The 14,667-nt window shown below is 65.0% G+C and carries 19 protein-coding genes; 10 read left to right on the top strand and 9 right to left on the bottom strand.

Going from position 1 to position 14,667, the window contains the following annotated elements:
• Positions 1-46: 46 nt before the first annotated feature.
• Positions 47-1,828 carry an aspartate--tRNA ligase gene (gene aspS, locus MB818_RS09450; protein WP_234216518.1) on the top strand — a complete coding sequence of 594 codons (1,782 nt, stop codon included), beginning with the start codon at positions 47-49 and terminating at the stop codon, positions 1,826-1,828.
• Positions 1,829-1,835: 7 nt separating this feature from the next.
• Here aspS and MB818_RS09445 read toward each other — a convergent pair whose 3' ends face one another.
• The 3 genes from MB818_RS09445 to MB818_RS09435 form a co-directional block, all read right to left on the bottom strand.
• Positions 1,836-2,549, bottom strand: coding sequence for a BglII/BstYI family type II restriction endonuclease (locus MB818_RS09445; RefSeq protein WP_238904900.1), 714 nt, complete (start codon positions 2,547-2,549; stop codon positions 1,836-1,838).
• 1 nt (position 2,550) lies between these two features.
• Complete coding sequence (locus MB818_RS09440; protein ID WP_234139358.1) at positions 2,551-3,183, bottom strand: MT-A70 family methyltransferase; 633 nt, start codon at positions 3,181-3,183, stop codon at positions 2,551-2,553.
• Between the two features lie 303 nt (positions 3,184-3,486).
• A complete protein-coding gene (locus MB818_RS09435; RefSeq protein ID WP_238904898.1) occupies positions 3,487-4,206 on the bottom strand; it encodes a response regulator in 720 nt (239 codons plus the stop codon).
• A gap of 137 nt (positions 4,207-4,343) precedes the next feature.
• Between MB818_RS09435 and mce the strand changes: the two genes are divergently transcribed.
• Both mce and MB818_RS09425 read left to right on the top strand, forming a co-directional pair.
• Complete coding sequence (mce, locus tag MB818_RS09430) at positions 4,344-4,748, top strand: methylmalonyl-CoA epimerase (RefSeq protein WP_234139360.1); 405 nt, start codon at positions 4,344-4,346, stop codon at positions 4,746-4,748.
• Between the two features lie 33 nt (positions 4,749-4,781).
• The gene (locus MB818_RS09425; protein ID WP_234139361.1) at positions 4,782-5,057 is read left to right on the top strand and encodes a DUF1467 family protein; all 276 of its coding nucleotides are present in this window, start codon (positions 4,782-4,784) and stop codon (positions 5,055-5,057) included.
• A 32-nt stretch (positions 5,058-5,089) separates the two neighbouring features.
• Here the strand turns inward: MB818_RS09425 and MB818_RS09420 are convergent, their stop codons facing one another.
• Both MB818_RS09420 and MB818_RS09415 read right to left on the bottom strand, forming a co-directional pair.
• Positions 5,090-5,785 carry an EI24 domain-containing protein gene (locus MB818_RS09420; protein WP_234216514.1) on the bottom strand — a complete coding sequence of 232 codons (696 nt, stop codon included), beginning with the start codon at positions 5,783-5,785 and terminating at the stop codon, positions 5,090-5,092.
• Positions 5,782-6,360, bottom strand: a complete 579-nt coding sequence (locus MB818_RS09415) for a nitroreductase family protein (RefSeq protein ID WP_234139363.1) — start codon at positions 6,358-6,360, stop codon at positions 5,782-5,784. The genes MB818_RS09420 and MB818_RS09415 overlap by 4 nt, the downstream gene beginning before the upstream one ends.
• 149 nt (positions 6,361-6,509) lie before the next feature.
• On the opposite strand from MB818_RS09415, the gene MB818_RS09410 reads away from it, so the two are divergent.
• On the top strand, positions 6,510-6,692 hold the full coding sequence (locus tag MB818_RS09410; RefSeq protein ID WP_234139364.1) for a hypothetical protein: 183 nt from the start codon (positions 6,510-6,512) through the stop codon (positions 6,690-6,692).
• Between the two features lie 43 nt (positions 6,693-6,735).
• Entirely contained in the window at positions 6,736-7,014 is a 279-nt protein-coding gene (locus MB818_RS09405) for a DUF167 domain-containing protein (RefSeq protein ID WP_234182958.1), read from the top strand.
• Positions 7,015-7,017: 3 nt separating this feature from the next.
• Here the strand turns inward: MB818_RS09405 and MB818_RS09400 are convergent, their stop codons facing one another.
• The gene (locus tag MB818_RS09400) at positions 7,018-7,257 is read right to left on the bottom strand and encodes a DUF8831 family protein (protein WP_234139366.1); all 240 of its coding nucleotides are present in this window, start codon (positions 7,255-7,257) and stop codon (positions 7,018-7,020) included.
• A gap of 120 nt (positions 7,258-7,377) precedes the next feature.
• On the opposite strand from MB818_RS09400, the gene MB818_RS09395 reads away from it, so the two are divergent.
• The 4 genes from MB818_RS09395 (at position 7,378) to MB818_RS09380 (ending at position 9,069) form a co-directional block, all read left to right on the top strand.
• Positions 7,378-8,094 carry a M48 family metallopeptidase gene (locus MB818_RS09395; protein WP_234167161.1) on the top strand — a complete coding sequence of 239 codons (717 nt, stop codon included), beginning with the start codon at positions 7,378-7,380 and terminating at the stop codon, positions 8,092-8,094.
• Positions 8,091-8,459: a YigZ family protein gene (locus MB818_RS09390; protein ID WP_238904896.1), complete on the top strand. Its 369-nt coding sequence runs from the start codon at positions 8,091-8,093 to the stop codon at positions 8,457-8,459. Before MB818_RS09395 ends, MB818_RS09390 begins: the two co-directional genes overlap by 4 nt.
• Before the next feature lie 71 nt (positions 8,460-8,530).
• On the top strand, positions 8,531-8,782 hold the full coding sequence (locus MB818_RS09385) for a DUF6455 family protein (RefSeq protein WP_238904894.1): 252 nt from the start codon (positions 8,531-8,533) through the stop codon (positions 8,780-8,782).
• A gap of 29 nt (positions 8,783-8,811) precedes the next feature.
• Complete coding sequence (locus MB818_RS09380) at positions 8,812-9,069, top strand: DUF6455 family protein (protein WP_234139370.1); 258 nt, start codon at positions 8,812-8,814, stop codon at positions 9,067-9,069.
• Here the strand turns inward: MB818_RS09380 and MB818_RS09375 are convergent, their stop codons facing one another.
• Together MB818_RS09375 and rimO are read right to left on the bottom strand one after the other, a co-directional pair.
• Positions 9,070-9,312, bottom strand: coding sequence for a CDGSH iron-sulfur domain-containing protein (locus MB818_RS09375; RefSeq protein WP_234143190.1), 243 nt, complete (start codon positions 9,310-9,312; stop codon positions 9,070-9,072).
• 196 nt (positions 9,313-9,508) lie between these two features.
• Positions 9,509-10,900 carry a 30S ribosomal protein S12 methylthiotransferase RimO gene (gene rimO / locus MB818_RS09370; RefSeq protein WP_234139372.1) on the bottom strand — a complete coding sequence of 464 codons (1,392 nt, stop codon included), beginning with the start codon at positions 10,898-10,900 and terminating at the stop codon, positions 9,509-9,511.
• Between the two features lie 97 nt (positions 10,901-10,997).
• On the opposite strand from rimO, the gene MB818_RS09365 reads away from it, so the two are divergent.
• Positions 10,998-12,935, top strand: coding sequence for an AsmA family protein (locus MB818_RS09365; protein WP_238904892.1), 1,938 nt, complete (start codon positions 10,998-11,000; stop codon positions 12,933-12,935).
• A 230-nt stretch (positions 12,936-13,165) separates the two neighbouring features.
• Here MB818_RS09365 and MB818_RS09360 read toward each other — a convergent pair whose 3' ends face one another.
• On the bottom strand, positions 13,166-14,662 hold the full coding sequence (locus MB818_RS09360; RefSeq protein ID WP_234216510.1) for a phosphomannomutase/phosphoglucomutase: 1,497 nt from the start codon (positions 14,660-14,662) through the stop codon (positions 13,166-13,168).
• Positions 14,663-14,667: the final 5 nt, after the last annotated feature.

The raw sequence follows: 14,667 nt of genomic DNA, 5'->3' as shown, positions 1-14,667 counted from the left end.
CGCGCTGTATCGGCGCGACGCTTTCTCCGCCGAAGGGATATCACCGATGCACGCCTATCGCAGCCATACCTGCGCCGCCCTGACCGCCGCCAATGTCGGCGAAACCGTTCGCCTGTCCGGCTGGGTCCACAGGGTGCGCGACCATGGCGGGGTGCTGTTCATCGACCTGCGCGACCACTATGGCGTGACACAGGTGCTGTGCGACGGCGACAGCGCCGCCTTCGCCGAGCTGGAAAAGGTCCGCTCGGAATGGTGCATCCGCATCGACGGCACGGTCAAGGCGCGCGACGCGGACCTGGTCAACCCCAAGCTGCCCACCGGCGAGATCGAGGTCTATGTCCGCGAGCTTGAGGTGCTGGGCCGGGCCGAGGAACTGCCGCTGATGGTGTTCGGCGATCAGGAATACCCCGAAGAAACCCGCCTGCGCTATCGCTATCTCGACCTGCGCCGCGAGGCGATGCAGGCCAACATGACCCTGCGCTCGGACGTGGTCGCCTCTATGCGCCGCCGCATGTGGGACAAGGGGTTCCGCGAATACCAGACCCCAATCATCACCGCCTCCTCGCCCGAAGGCGCGCGCGACTTCCTGGTGCCCTCGCGCCTGCATCCGGGCCGCTTCTACGCGCTGCCGCAGGCGCCGCAGCAGTTCAAGCAGCTGATCATGGTCTCGGGCTTTGACAAGTATTTCCAGATCGCGCCCTGTTTCCGCGACGAGGATCCGCGCGCCGACCGCTCGCCCACCGATTTCTACCAGCTCGACCTGGAAATGAGCTTTGTCACCCAGCAGGACGTGTTCGACACCATCGCGCCGGTGCTGGCGGGCGTGTTTCAGGAATTCGGCGGCGGCCGCAAGGTGGACGCGCCGCAGGACTGGCCGCAGATCGCCTATGCCGATGCCGCCAAATGGTACGGCACCGACAAGCCCGACCTGCGCAACCCGATCAGGATGCAGGATTGTTCCGAGCATTTCCGCGGCTCGGGCTTTGCCATCTTCGCCAAGCTTTTGGAGCAAGAGGGTACCGAGATCCGCGCCATTCCCGCCCCCACCGGCGGCAGCCGCAAGTTCTGCGACCGGATGAACGCCTTCGCCCAGAAAGAGGGCCTGCCGGGCATGGGCTATATCTTCTGGCGCGATCAGGGTGATGGGATGGAGGCGGCCGGTCCGCTGGCGAAGAACATCGGCACCGAGCGCACCGAGGCGATCCGCCAGCAGCTGGGCCTGGGCGTGGGCGATGCCGCCTTCTTCCTCGGCGGCAAGCCCAAGTCGTTTGAAAAGGTCGCGGGCAAGGCACGCGACGTGATCGGCGCCGAACTGGGCCTGACCGAGACCGACCGCTTTGCCTTTGCCTGGATCGTCGACTTCCCGATCTACGAACGTGACGAGGAAACCGGCGAGATCGACTTTGAACACAACCCCTTCTCGATGCCGCAAGGCGGGATGGAGGCGCTGAATGGCGACCCGATGGCGGTGCGCGGTTTCCAATACGACCTCGCCTGCAACGGCTATGAACTGGTGTCGGGCGCGATCCGCAACCACAAGCCCGAGATCATGCTCAAGGCGTTCGAGCTGGCCGGATATGGTGCCGACGAGGTCAAAGCCCGTTTTGGCGCGCTCTTCAACGCCTTCCATTACGGCGCGCCGCCGCACGGGGGCTGTGCCGCCGGGATCGACCGTATCGTGATGCTGCTGGCGGACGAGGCCAACATTCGCGAAGTGATGATGTTCCCGATGAACCAGCGCGCCGAGGATCTGATGATGCAGGCGCCGTCCGAGCCCAGTTCGGACCAGCTGATGGAACTGGGCCTGCGGGTGATCCCGCAGGACTGAGCGCGGTTCAGGCCGGTGTGATGTTGCCGGGGCGTATCCCGAAGACCAGCACCGGACAGCCGCCGCTGCGCCCCGCCGCGATGCGGCTGAGCAGCTTGTGGGTGCCGGTGGTGCTGGCTCCGAACTTGGCCGCCACGGTGCTGGCTGTCTCGTTGCCATCCTTGTCCAGGCAATAGCCCAGCGACTGAAAGAACTCGGGCGGCAGCGCCCGGGTCACGATGACGCCGACATCGATCACGCCCGCTTCGAAGAAACTCCGAAAGGCATAGAGATCGCGGTCATAGGTCTGGTCCTTGCTGTTCCACTCGTAATCGAACGCCACCCGGCCACGCCAGAAATCGACCAGGTGGTTGTGGATGTAATCGGCGCGCAGGATGCGGTCGATCTCGGGTGCGTTCTCGCCCTTGCCCTCGCGCAGGCGGACGGTCAGATCGGCCTCGATCCGCACCTCTTGGTGAAACCCCTCGGCCGCCGCCAGATCGGCAAAGCGGGTGGTGGCCGACATCCGGTTGCCGCCGGGCGAGCGGATTTCGGTGCGGCTGATGGTAAAGGCGTCGAGGATGCGCAGGATCGCGGCCAGTTCGGCAGGCGCGCGCTGGGCGATCACGGCGGCGGCACTTCGATAGCTGGCCACCGAGTAGCGCGCACCGAGTGTCCAGCCCAGCTGCGCCTCGACCGCGCCGCCCGGATCGAACACCGCATCGTCGATACTGCGGGCCATGTTACTCGGCCGCGACGCCGGAGTTATAGGAATAGGTCTTCCAGCTGGGCTTGTAATCGGCATCGGCCTGATTGCCCCAGACGGTCCAGCCGTCGCGGACGCCGCGCCCGAACATCTCCAGATAGGGCCCCCAGGAACAGCCCTCGATCAGTTCGTATTGCTCGTCGGGCTTGCGCGAATGTTCGCGCTTGCGGGTCTGCATCATGTTGACCTGCCGCCGGCCCGGCGCCAGCGTGCGGGCATTCTTGCCCTTGGTGCCGAACAGCAACAGCTCGGTCACGTTGCGGAAATAGAACCCCACACCGCGCCCGTCCGAGCCGCCATCCTTGCGCACCTTGTGCCAGACGATGTTGGACTTGTATTCGAACCCCCAGGCGCTGAGCACCTGCAAGCCTTCGGGCAGCAGGGCGTTGGGCACCCAGAGATAGCAATGCGCCCGATCCTCGAGATAATCGGCCACCGGCAGGGCACAGATATCCTCCAGCGTCATGGTCGGATAGCGTGCCAGCCGCTTGTGTTCGGGTGCAACCTTGCCGGTGCGGTTGGTGAACCGCCAGGGCGGGTCGGCCATCACGGTGGCGAAGCGGTCGTCACCCAGGAAATCCGACAGATCTTGAGAGGCTGATTGAGACATGTCCAACATATTGCGGTCTTCCCCCCCGATTGTCACGCCCCTTTTGCGGGGATGTCCACTCTAGGTGGGTGAGAACGAAAGGTAAACACGCTTTGCGACCCCAAGGTAGTACCAGCTCTGCCGGTGTTAGGCGCCGACCGAGCTGGCGGATCATGCTCGTGACCGTGTGCCGCCCCACCGGGATGGCGGCAGGATCAGCGTGGCCCGACCCGCTTGTGTCGCGGAACGGGAGTCTTATGCCCGTTCAGGGCGTAGAACAGAACACCGGCGGTCACGATGGCGATGGGCAGCAACCCGGTCATCTCAGATCGCCTTTCTGTGGTTCAGACGCTCCTGCACCAGCCCCGCGATCCGCGCCGTATCCGAGGTGACGGGGGCACCGCAGGCGCGGGTGCGGGCCAGCGCCTGCGCGGCCGAGGCCAGCGCGTGATCCTCGGCGCTGCGCGCCAATCCCAGCAGGAATTGCGCAACATAGTCCAGCGTCTGGGGGTCGGACTTTTCGCTCAGCACATCTGCCACATGGGCCATGTCATCCTGATAGGCGATGGGGTCTGGGCGAACGTGTTCGTCATGCAGGATGCGCGGTCCGGTCGGTTGCCGGTCGGCGGGCAGGCGCGACAGGATTTCGGCCTGAAAGGTCGCGAGCGAGGTCACCGGTTTGGCCAGGAACCCGTCGGCGCCGGCCTCCAGCGCCATTTCTTCGGCGCCATCGTCGCCCGAGGTACCCAGGATCACTCCGATCCGGGGTGCGGTATGGGCCATCTCCTCGATCAGGTCGGCGCCCGAGCCGTCGGGCAGCCCCATATCGACGATGATCACCGAGGGGCGGTAGATCTGCAAATGCCTGCGTGCCGATTTCAAGCAATCCGCGCGCCTGATACGGGCGCCGCTGCGCAGGCACAACAGGCGCATCGCCTCGCAGGCGAAGCGACTGTCCTCGACCACGAGAATGGTCAGCCCCAGCAGCGGGCGGGTAACCGTCGGCAGCCGGTGCGGGGCGGCAAAGGGATCAGAATCATCCATGGCTGGCTCCTTCAGCAGACCTCTCAACGCTAGGTCACGCTGGCTAACAGGACGTTAATGGGCGATTTGGCGCACTTGCCCCGACCGGCGGCAGGCCGCATAAGACGCCCAACCCGATGAACCATTGGAGGATGATCATGATCGGCCGTTTGAACCATGTCGCCATTGCCGTACCGGATCTCGAGGCCGCGTCCGCGCAATACCGCAGCGCGCTGGGCGCCAAGGTGGGTGCGCCGCAGGACGAACCCGACCATGGCGTGACCGTGGTGTTCATCGAATTGCCCAATACCAAGATCGAACTGCTCTATCCGCTGGGCGAGAACAGCCCGATCCAGGGGTTTCTGGACAAAAACCCCTCGGGCGGCATCCACCATGTCTGCTACGAGGTCGAGGATATCATCGCCGCGCGCGACCACCTGAAATCGACCGGCGCCCGGGTGCTGGGCACGGGCGACCCCAAGATCGGCGCCCATGGCAAGCCGGTGCTGTTCCTGCATCCGAAGGATTTCAACGGCTGCCTGGTGGAACTGGAGCAGGTCTGACCCATATCAGGGTGAAACCCAAAGGGGGCGAACATGTCGATCACATCCGCATTGGTGCTGTTCTCGGTCATCTGGTTCATGACCTTCCTGATCGTGTTGCCGATCCGCGTGCGCACGCAGGGCGATCTGGGTGATATCGTGCCCGGCACCCATGCCGGTGCCCCCGAACATCACCATCTGAAAACCAAGGCCTGGATCACCACCGGTCTTACGGTGGTGCTCTGGGCGATCATCGGGGGCATCATCCTGTCCGGGTGGATCAGCGTCGACGACATCAACCTGCTCAAGGTGATGCCGCCGCTGGAGTGAGGGCGGGGCACCCCGGTGCCCCTCCACAGCGTTCAGCGCGTGCCGTTCACCGCATGAAAGATATGGGTGAAAGTGGCCGCACCCAGGATCGGGATCAGCAGGTTCACCAGCGGCACCGACAACGGGATCGCCATCAGGGCACCGGCAAGCCAGATTGCCATCAGGTGTTTCGAGCGCAAGCGGCGTGCCTCGGCCCGGCCGACCCGGCGCATCGCGGCCAGGGTGAAATACTCGCGGCCCAGCAGGAACCCGTTCAGCCCCCAGAAGATGAACAGCGCAAAAGGCGCGAACATGGCATAGAGGACAAAGGCCGCCAGGTTAGCCGCGATCAGCACCCCCAGAAAGTTGACCGTGTCCTTGAGCGCCTCGCCAAAGGGCACCTTGGCCACGGCGGGCAGGTGCGGATAATGCCGGTCCTCGACCGCCTGCGCTACCTCGTCCAGGAACATCGAGGTGATGGCCGAGGCCACCGGCACCATCAGGAACACCGACAACACCAGCATGAAGATCAGCGACGACACGCTGAGCAACCCCCCGACCCAGGTCACCTCGCCCAGCACCGGAAGGGTGACTTCGGGGCCGACCAGCCATTGGATCAGCCACAGGAACAGCGCATAGACCGCCACCAGCAGCGCCAGCGTCAGGCCCACACCCAGACCCAGCACTTTGCGAAAGCGCGGATCGCCGATCTGGCCCAGCGCGGCGAGGAAAGCGTTGACGATGATCATGCCGAGACCCAGGTGGTGATGGTCTCCAGATCCGGTCGGGGCCGGTCGGGCGGGGCGCTGGTTTCGGTGGCGATATGGATCAGGCCGGCCACCCGTTCATGGGCTTCAAGCCCCAGCCCCTCGGCACAGAATGCGCGGTCATGCGAGGGCCAGCCGCTCAGCCAGTTGGCGCCCCAGCCTGCCGCCAGCGCCGCGTTCAGCAGCGCCAGGCAGACCGCGCCAGCCGAATAGGTCTGTTCGATCGCCGGGATCTTGGGGCTGTCCTTCTGCACCTCGATCACAGCCACCGCCAGAATGCCCTGATCGAATTGCGCCCGCCCCTTGGCGATATCCTCGTCCTGCTTGCCCAGCGCCCGCCCGCGTGCCTCGGCCAGATCGGCCAGCCGCGCCATCGCGCCCTGTTCCAGCACGACAAAGCGCCAGGGCTCCAGCTTGCCGTGATCGGGACTGCGGGCGGCGGCGGTCAGCAACGACACCAACTCTTGGCGGCTGGGCGCCGGGGCGGTCAGCGTCTTGGCTGGGCGCGACCGGCGGGTCAACAGGAACTCGAGGGCGGCATCGTTGCGCGGCGGCATATGTAAATCCTTTTCACATAAATCCTTCTTCGCTATCTCGGTGAGAGGGCGCGGAGTTTCAAGGGTAAATCCTGCGTGAGGGTCTGCTTTTGCCGCGCCGGGTGCGCGCACGGACGTGCTAGCATGCGTCACCGGAAGGAGACCCCGTCATGATCCCGCATGCCATTCCGCTGGTGGCGCTTCTGGCGCTGAGCGCTTGTGCCACGACAGAACCGCCGCCAGTGACCCAGTATCCCGGCAGCCTGCCACCACCCACGGCGCAGCGCGACAGCGACGCGCGCGCGGCAGCAACCGCCTATTACCTGGGGCCACGCGGAGAAGAGTGGTACTGAGCACCAGGCTGGGCTTTTGCGCGGAACCCTGTAGAACGGGGGCATGGCGAAGCCCAAGGTCAAATCCCTCCCCGATCTGTCGCACCTGGCCCGGCCGGGGCAAGAGATTGTCCTGCGTGTCACACCAAAGGCCGCGCGCGACAGCGTGATCCTGGCGGGAGAGGTGTTACGGATCACCGTCACTGCCCCGCCCGAGGACGGCAAGGCCAATGAGGCGGTGCGCAAACTCCTGGCCCGCGCCATGGGCGTGGCACCCAGCCGACTGGACCTCAGGCGCGGCCAGACCGCGCGTGACAAGACCTTTGTCTATCTGGGGGGCTGAGGGTCAGCCCGGCACCTCGCGCAGCTGATACACCCCCTCGGGCAGATCCAGCGCCGCCGCCAGATCGCGCAGCTGTTCGGGCGAAAGGGTGATCTTTTGCATGGTTTCGGTGCGCGGGTCGTATTGCTCGACCGTCACGCATTCGGCAAAGGAATTGATGACCACATCCTCTTGCAAGGGGGTCTCTCCCTCGTCGACAAGCGTGATCACGGTCGAGTCGAATTCATGTTCGATGGTAAACATATCGTCACAGTGACGGCGGCGTCCGGCCAATGCAAGCCCGCGCGCGCGGCTGGGGCTGGAAGCCGCCCGGCGCGCAGGCTAAACTCTGACCTGAATGTCGAAAAACGATAAAGGTTTCCCATGCGGCGGTTTCTGTTTCTGACGGTTGCGCTTGGCTTGTTGTCTGCGTGCGAGGTGTCCGACCCCGGACCCGTCGCACCTCTGCCGTCGGTCCCGGACAGTCCGCCGTTGAGCGCAAGCGCGGCGCAATCGGCCTTTGCCAGCGTTTCGGCACGGGTGCGCCCGGTGGCAGTGCGCGAATGCCAGCAGCGCACCCAGGGCGCCAATTGCGATTTCAAGATCGAGGTCGACCCCAACCCCAAGGCGCCGGTCAACGCATATCAGACCGTGGACAAGAACGGCCGGCCGCTGATCATCTTTACCCGGTCCATGATTGCCACCGCGCGCAATGCCGACGAGCTTGCCTTTGTCATGGGGCATGAGGCGGCGCATCACATTCGCGGCCATCTGGCGCGTCAGAATGCCAGCGCTGTCGCCGGTGCCATCATCCTGGGCGGTCTGGCGGGGCTGGCGGGGGGCGGGTCCTCGACCATCGACGCCGCCACACAGATCGGCGCCAGCGTGGGTGCGCTCACCTACTCCAAGGAATATGAGCTGGAGGCCGATGAACTGGGTACGGTGATCACCCACAAGGCCGGTTACAACCCGCTGGTGGGGGCGCATTTCTTCTCGCGCATTCCCGATCCGGGCGACCGGTTCCTGGGATCGCACCCGCCCAATGCCGCCCGCATCCAGACGGTGCAGCGGACCGCCAGCAGCCTGGGCCTGACCCAGTGACCGGGCTGACCCGGCTGGGCGTCGTGCTGTCCGATCGCGGGTCGAAATACGCGGTCAGCGGCGCCCCCGCCCGCAGCCGGGAGGAGGTGGACGCGGTTCTTGCCGAACTGAAAGCGGACCGCGCCTATGCCAAGGCCACCCACAACACTTGGGCGGCGCTGCTGCCCAGCGGCGCGCTCAAGGCCGATGACGGCGAATCCGGCGCCGCCATGGTGATACTGCGGATGATGGAGCGCGCCGCGCTGGCCGATCATGTCATCGTGGTCACCCGCTGGTATGGCGGCAAGAAACTGGGCGGCGACCGGTTCCGCCGGGTGGGGGATGCCACCCGCGCCTATCTCGATCACCTCGGCCTGGGCGCTTGACCTGCGTCAAGGGCAGGGCGCGCGCTCTGCGCTAGTCTGATGCCATCGCCGCCGCGACAGCAGAGGACAACATGGCCGACCGAGACACGCTGAAAAAACACGCCGACCTGTTCGACCGCATGGCCGCCACGTTGGGCCACGATCTGGAGGAATCGGCCCTGAAGGGTCAGTTGCGCATCGACGAGATCAGCGATGCGGTTCTGGCCTGCACCGGATGCAGCAATCCCGCGCACTGCTCCGAATGGCTCGGCACCCGCGACACCGCGCTCCAGGCGCCGCAATACTGTCGCAACCGCGCATTGCTCGACCGTCTGCACCCCTAGACGGCCCGCACAGGTTCAAGGAGATTTCCATGGCTCAGATCCCGCTGGGCGATATCGAACGGCATTTCTGGCTGACCCGCTCGGTGGCTCGCACCATCGGCGTGTCCTTTACCGAGGCACTGGCCGAGAAACGCCTGACCGAGGAAGATTACGCCGAACTCGTCACTCGATGCCGTGCCGCGGAATGCACGGAACCCTGCCAGCTCTGGCTGGCCTGCCAGCAGGGCCGGGCCGAGGCCGCGCCCGAGTTCTGCACCAATGCCGAGATGCTGAACAGCCTGCGCTGATCACAGCTTGCTGTGGCTGCCATCGCAGAGCGGCTGCTTGCCCGAATGCTTGCAGCCGCAAAAGAACACCTTCTTGTCCGCTTCGGCGGTGTATTTCACCGGCGCAAACGCGGTCCCCTTGTGCGAGCCGTCGCAAAAGGGCTGTTTCTGCGATTTGCCGCAGGCGCACCAGAAATAGGATTTGCCTTCGGTCACCTCGACCGCAAAGGGGGCTTTCTGGGCGATATCGGGGCTGTCGGACATGTGGCTGTTCCTTTGAGTGGCTGATGTCTGTCGACTGCACGATAGCGCGGATCGGACGCAGGAAAAGGGGTGCCTTGTCGCGCATAGCTGACCCGCCTGATGTGCAGAGAGCATTTCGTTGCGCGGATCATGGCCGCAACCTCTGGGTGCAGGCGTAATCTGGGTGTTGGTGGGGTTGACCCAGGGGAGGCGGGGGTCAGACCCGCGTCCCCCACAAATCGTATTCCCCAGCCTCGTCCACTTCAACCGTCACGATATCGCCGGGCTGCAAGCCTTCGAATCCCTCGTCGATGAACAGGTTGCCGTCGATTTCGGGGGCGTCCGATTTGGTGCGGCAGGTGGCGGCCTCGTCGTCGACCTCGTCGACGATCACCTCGATCACCTGTCCCACCCGCGCGGCCAGCTTCGCCTCGGAAATGGCCTGCGCCTTTTCCATGAACCGGTCCCAGCGCTCTTGCTTGACCTCTGCCGGAACATGATCAGGCAGATCGTTCGACCGGGCACCGGCCACGTTTTCGTATTGAAAACAGCCCACGCGATCCAGCTGCGCCTCGTCCAGCCAGTCGAGCAGGGTCTGGAACTCGGCCTCGGTCTCGCCCGGGTAGCCCACGATGAAGGTCGAGCGCAGGGTGATCTCGGGACAGATCTCGCGCCAAGCGGCGATCTCGTCCAGGGTACGCGCCGCCGCCGCCGGGCGGGCCATGCGTTTCAGCGTGTCGGGATGCGCGTGCTGGAACGGAATATCGAGATAGGGCAACAGGTTGCACCCCGCATCTGCCATCAGCGGGATCAACTCGCGCACATGCGGATAGGGGTAGACGTAGTGCAGCCGTACCCAGGCGTCGAGCTGCCCCAACTCGCGCGCCAGATCGGTGATATGGCTACGGACCTCGCGGTTTTTCCACAGGTTGGTGTCATACTTGCGGTCCAGCCCGTAAGCGCTTGTATCCTGAGAGATGATCAGGAGTTCCTTCACACCGTTATCCACAAGCTTTTCCGCCTCGCGCAGCACCGCATGGGCCGGGCGGCTGGCCAGTTTGCCGCGCATGTCGGGGATGATGCAGAACTTGCACTTGTGGTTACAGCCCTCTGAAATCTTTAGATAGCTGTAATGGCGCGGTGTCAGCTTGACGCCCGAGGCGGGCAGCAGGTCGACAAACGGGTCCGGATCGGGCGGGACCGCGCCATGCACGGCATCCAGCACCTGCTCGTATTGATGCGGGCCGGTGACGGCCAGAATGCGCGGATGATGCTCGCGGATATAGTCGGGTTCGGCCCCGAGACAGCCCGTCACGATCACCTTGCCGTTTTCCTTGAGTGCTTCTCCGATCGCCTCCAGGCTCTCGGCCTTGGCACTGTCAAGGAACCCGCAGGTGTTCACGATCACCGCATCGGCGCCTGCATAGTCGGGCGAGATGCCATAGCCCTCGGCCCTGAGCCGGGTCAGGATGCGCTCGCTGTCGACCAGCGCCTTGGGACAGCCCAGCGAGACCATGCCGATGGTCGGCTGGCCGGGGCGGGTGGCGGCGGTGCCCAAGCGGGCGGCGGGGGCCAGGTCGGGGCGCAGGTTCGGAGGGTTCGTGCTCATGGCGCGCATATAGAGGGGAAAGCTTCCCCTTGCAAATGTTGCGCAACCGGAGTGGGCTGACCATATCGCAAGAGGCAAACAGGCAGGGAGCGCACATATGCGGTGGATCGTGCGAATCGGGATCACTCTGGTACTGGCGGCGGTGGTTCTGGTGGCGGCGCTGCTGCTGTTGCCCGGTGACCGGCTGGCGCGGCTGGCCATCGAACAGATCCGCAAACAGACCGGGCGCGAGGTCACGGTGGCGGGCGAAGTCAAGCTCAGTTTCTGGCCGGTGCTCGGGGTCGAGACCGGACCTGTGACGGTGGCCAATGCCGATTGGGCGGGCAGCGCACCGATGTTGCAGGCACAGGGGCTGGCGATCGGGGTTGCAGCACCCGCCCTGCTGGGGGGCGAGGTGCGGATCACCCGCATCCTGGCCCAGGATCCGGTGCTGCGGCTGGAAACCGCCAAGGGCCGGGTGAACTGGGAATTCTCGCCCTCGGGTGTGACCGGTCGCGCGGCGGCGCCTGCGACATCCGGGGCGGGCGGGCAATTGGTGACGCTCGACGGGCTGGAGTTGAAGAACGCCCGGCTGATCTATGTCGAAGAGGGCAAGACCAGCTTCGATTTCGGCGGCGTCGATCTGTCGGCCAGTTGGCCCGCGACCGACGCACCGCTCAAGATGGCGGCGCGGCTGGAGCCGGGTGCGGGCCCGATCTCGGTCGATCTGACGCTGGCCGATCTGGGCGCCTTTTCGAACGGGCAGGTCAGCGCGATGCAGATGACGATGGCAGCGCCCAAGACCAGCATCACCTTTGAGGGGCGTGCCAGTATCGATGGCGCGCTGGCCGGAACCGCCACGCTTGATACCAGCGACAGTGCCGCGATGCTGGCGGCCTTTGGCCAGGCCGGCATCAGCCTGCCGCGCGGGCTGGGGCAGCGGGCCGATCTCAAGGCTCAGGTTACCTATACTGCCGACGGGCGACTGGCTCTGCGCGATCTGGCGGCCGATCTTGACGGCAACCGGCTGAACGGCGCCGCCGATGTGACGGTGGCCGACCCGCCGCAGGTGACCGCGCGTCTGACGGCGGATGCGCTGGACCTGACCGGGCTTGCCGCCGCTGGCGGGGCTGGTTCGGGCGGCGGTGACGCGGCCTCGGGCTGGTCCGAGGCACCCATCGACGCTTCGGCCCTGGCGCTGGCCAATGGCACGCTGCATCTGAGCGCCGGCTCCATCGCCCTGCCGGGGCTGGAGCTGGGGCAAAGCGTAATCAGCCTGTCGCTTGATAACAGCCGCGCGGTGGTCGACATGGCGCCGGTCTCGCTGTTTTCGGGGCAATTGACCGGTCAGGTCGTGGCCAACAACCGCAACGGCTTGTCGGTTGGCGGCGATCTGCGCGCCGAAGGCATCGAGATGCGCGAGGCGCTGGCGACGCTGGGCGGGATCGAGCGGCTCTCGGGCGCAGCCTCGGGTCAGCTGAAATTTCTTGGCGTCGGCCAAAGCGAGGCGCAGATCATGCGCTCGCTTTCGGGCGAGGGGCGGCTGGCGATGGGGCGCGGGGTGATCGCGGGATTTGACCTCGACAACCTGATGGGGCGCGGGGCCAAGGGTGGCGGCACCACCGTGTTCAACAGCCTCACCGCCAGCTATCGGATGGACAAGGGCAATCTCTTCAACGAGGACCTGCTGATGCTGCTCGACAATTTCAAGGCCAATGGCACCGGGCGCGTCGGTCTGGGGGCGCGGGATATCGATTACCTGTTCACACCCGTCGCGCTGCGGGCCAATGCGGGGCAGGGAATTGCTGTGCCGGTTCGCATCGTCGGCCCCTGGGCCGACCCGGCAATCCGCCCCGATCTGAGCCAGGTGATCGAAGCGGCGACTGGCCTCGACAAGGAGGCGGTCGAGACCAAGGCCAAGGACGAGTTGCGCCGAAAACTGGGAGAGGAGCTGGATACCGAGATCACACCCGATCAGGATGTTGAGGAGTTGATCAAGGACCGGCTGGAACAGGAGGCCACCAAGGGCCTGCTCAAGCTTCTCGGCGCCGACTGACTTTGGCGGAAAGAGGGGGGGGGCGCTGCCCCCGTCACCTTCGGTGACTCCCCCGGGATATTTGGGGCAAGAGGAAAGAAGAGGCTCCTGCTCCTTCATTCCGCTCCAAATACTCCGGAGCGCGAGGCAGCGCCTCGCAAAAGACCGCCGCGCCATAGGCGCGGCCCGGCCCAACGCCTCGGGCCTCTCGTCAGAGTGGCGCGAGGGGGCGGGAGCGCCCCCTGCCTGGGTCAGATGGTCTGGTCGTAATCGCCCACAGCCGGCTCGGTGCGGATCACCGCGTCGATCTCGGCAAAGATGGCGCGCATCTCGGCTTCGCTTTCGCTGCTTTCACAGACCACCACCAGGTTGGGCGTGTTCGACGAGGCGCGCACCAGCCCCCAGGAGCCGTTGTCCAGGATGACACGCGCACCGTTCACCGTGACCACCTCCTTGATGGCGCGCCCGGCAAAGCTGTCGCCTGCGGCATGTTTGGCCACCAGTTTCTCCACCAGCCGTTCAAGGATCGCGTATTTCTCGGTATCGGCGGCATAGGGCGACATGGTGGGCGTCGACCATGTGCGTGGCAGGGCCTTGCGCAGGTCCGACATCGACATCTCGGGGTTGCGATCCATCAGCTTGCAGATCTCGACCGCCACCCGCATGCCGCAGTCATAGCCGCGCCCGATCGGTTCGGCCAGGAAGTAGTGACCCGATTTCTCGAACCCCGCGAGCGCGCCAATCTCCTTGACCCGGCGTTTCATGTGGCTGTGGCCTGTCTTCCAGTAATCGGCCTTGGCGCCATGTTTCTGCAACTCGGGGTCGGCGGCAAACAGGCCGGTGGATTTCACATCGGCCACAAAGGTCGAACCCGGAAAAAGCTTGGACAGGTCGCGCGCCATGATCACGCCCACCTTGTCGGCAAAGATCTCCTCGCCCTCGTCATCGACCACGCCGCAGCGGTCGCCGTCGCCGTCAAAGCCCAGCGCGAAATCGGCGCCGCTGGCTTTAACTGTGTCGGCCATGTCATGCAGCATTTCCATGGCTTCGGGGTTGGGGTTGTAGTTGGGAAAGGTATAGTCGAGCTCGTTGTGGCTCGGCACGATCTCGACCCCCATGCGGGCAAAGATTTCTGGCGCAAAGGCCGAGGCGGTGCCATTGCCCGTGGCGCAGACCACCTTGAGCGGGCGCGACATGCGGAAATCGCCGACCAGATCGTCGATATAGGCCTCTTTGACGCCATCGACGAATTCATAGGATCCGTCCGGGCGCGCGACGCCTTCGCCGTTCAGCACGATGTCGCGCAGCTCGGCCATCTCGTCGGGGCCATGGGTCAGCGGCCGGTCAAAGCCCATCTTGACCCCGGTCCAGCCATTGGGGTTGTGGCTGGCCGTCACCATCGCCACGGCGGGCACATCCAGATGGAACTGGGCAAAATAGGCCATCGGCGATAGGGCGGGGCCGATATCCTTGACCTGGATCCCGGCCTGCATCAGGCCCAGGATCAGCGCGTTCTTGATCGCCAGAGAATAGTCACGATAGTCGTTGCCCACCGCGATCACCGGAGCGATGCCGCGGCGGTGCATCTGGGTACCCAGACCCAGACCCAGGGCGGTCATGCCTGGCAGGTTGATTTCCTCGGGATATTTCCAGCGCGCGTCGTATTCGCGGAAGCCGGTGGGTCGGATCATCGCGTCACGCAAAAAACTCCAGCTGTTCGGAGTGACCTCGGACAGTGGTTTGGTCATGTCAT

Source organism: Ruegeria alba (genome assembly GCF_022321465.1).
GTDB lineage: Bacteria > Pseudomonadota > Alphaproteobacteria > Rhodobacterales > Rhodobacteraceae > Ruegeria_B > Ruegeria_B alba.
This window is presented reverse-complemented; position numbering and strand designations above follow the sequence as displayed.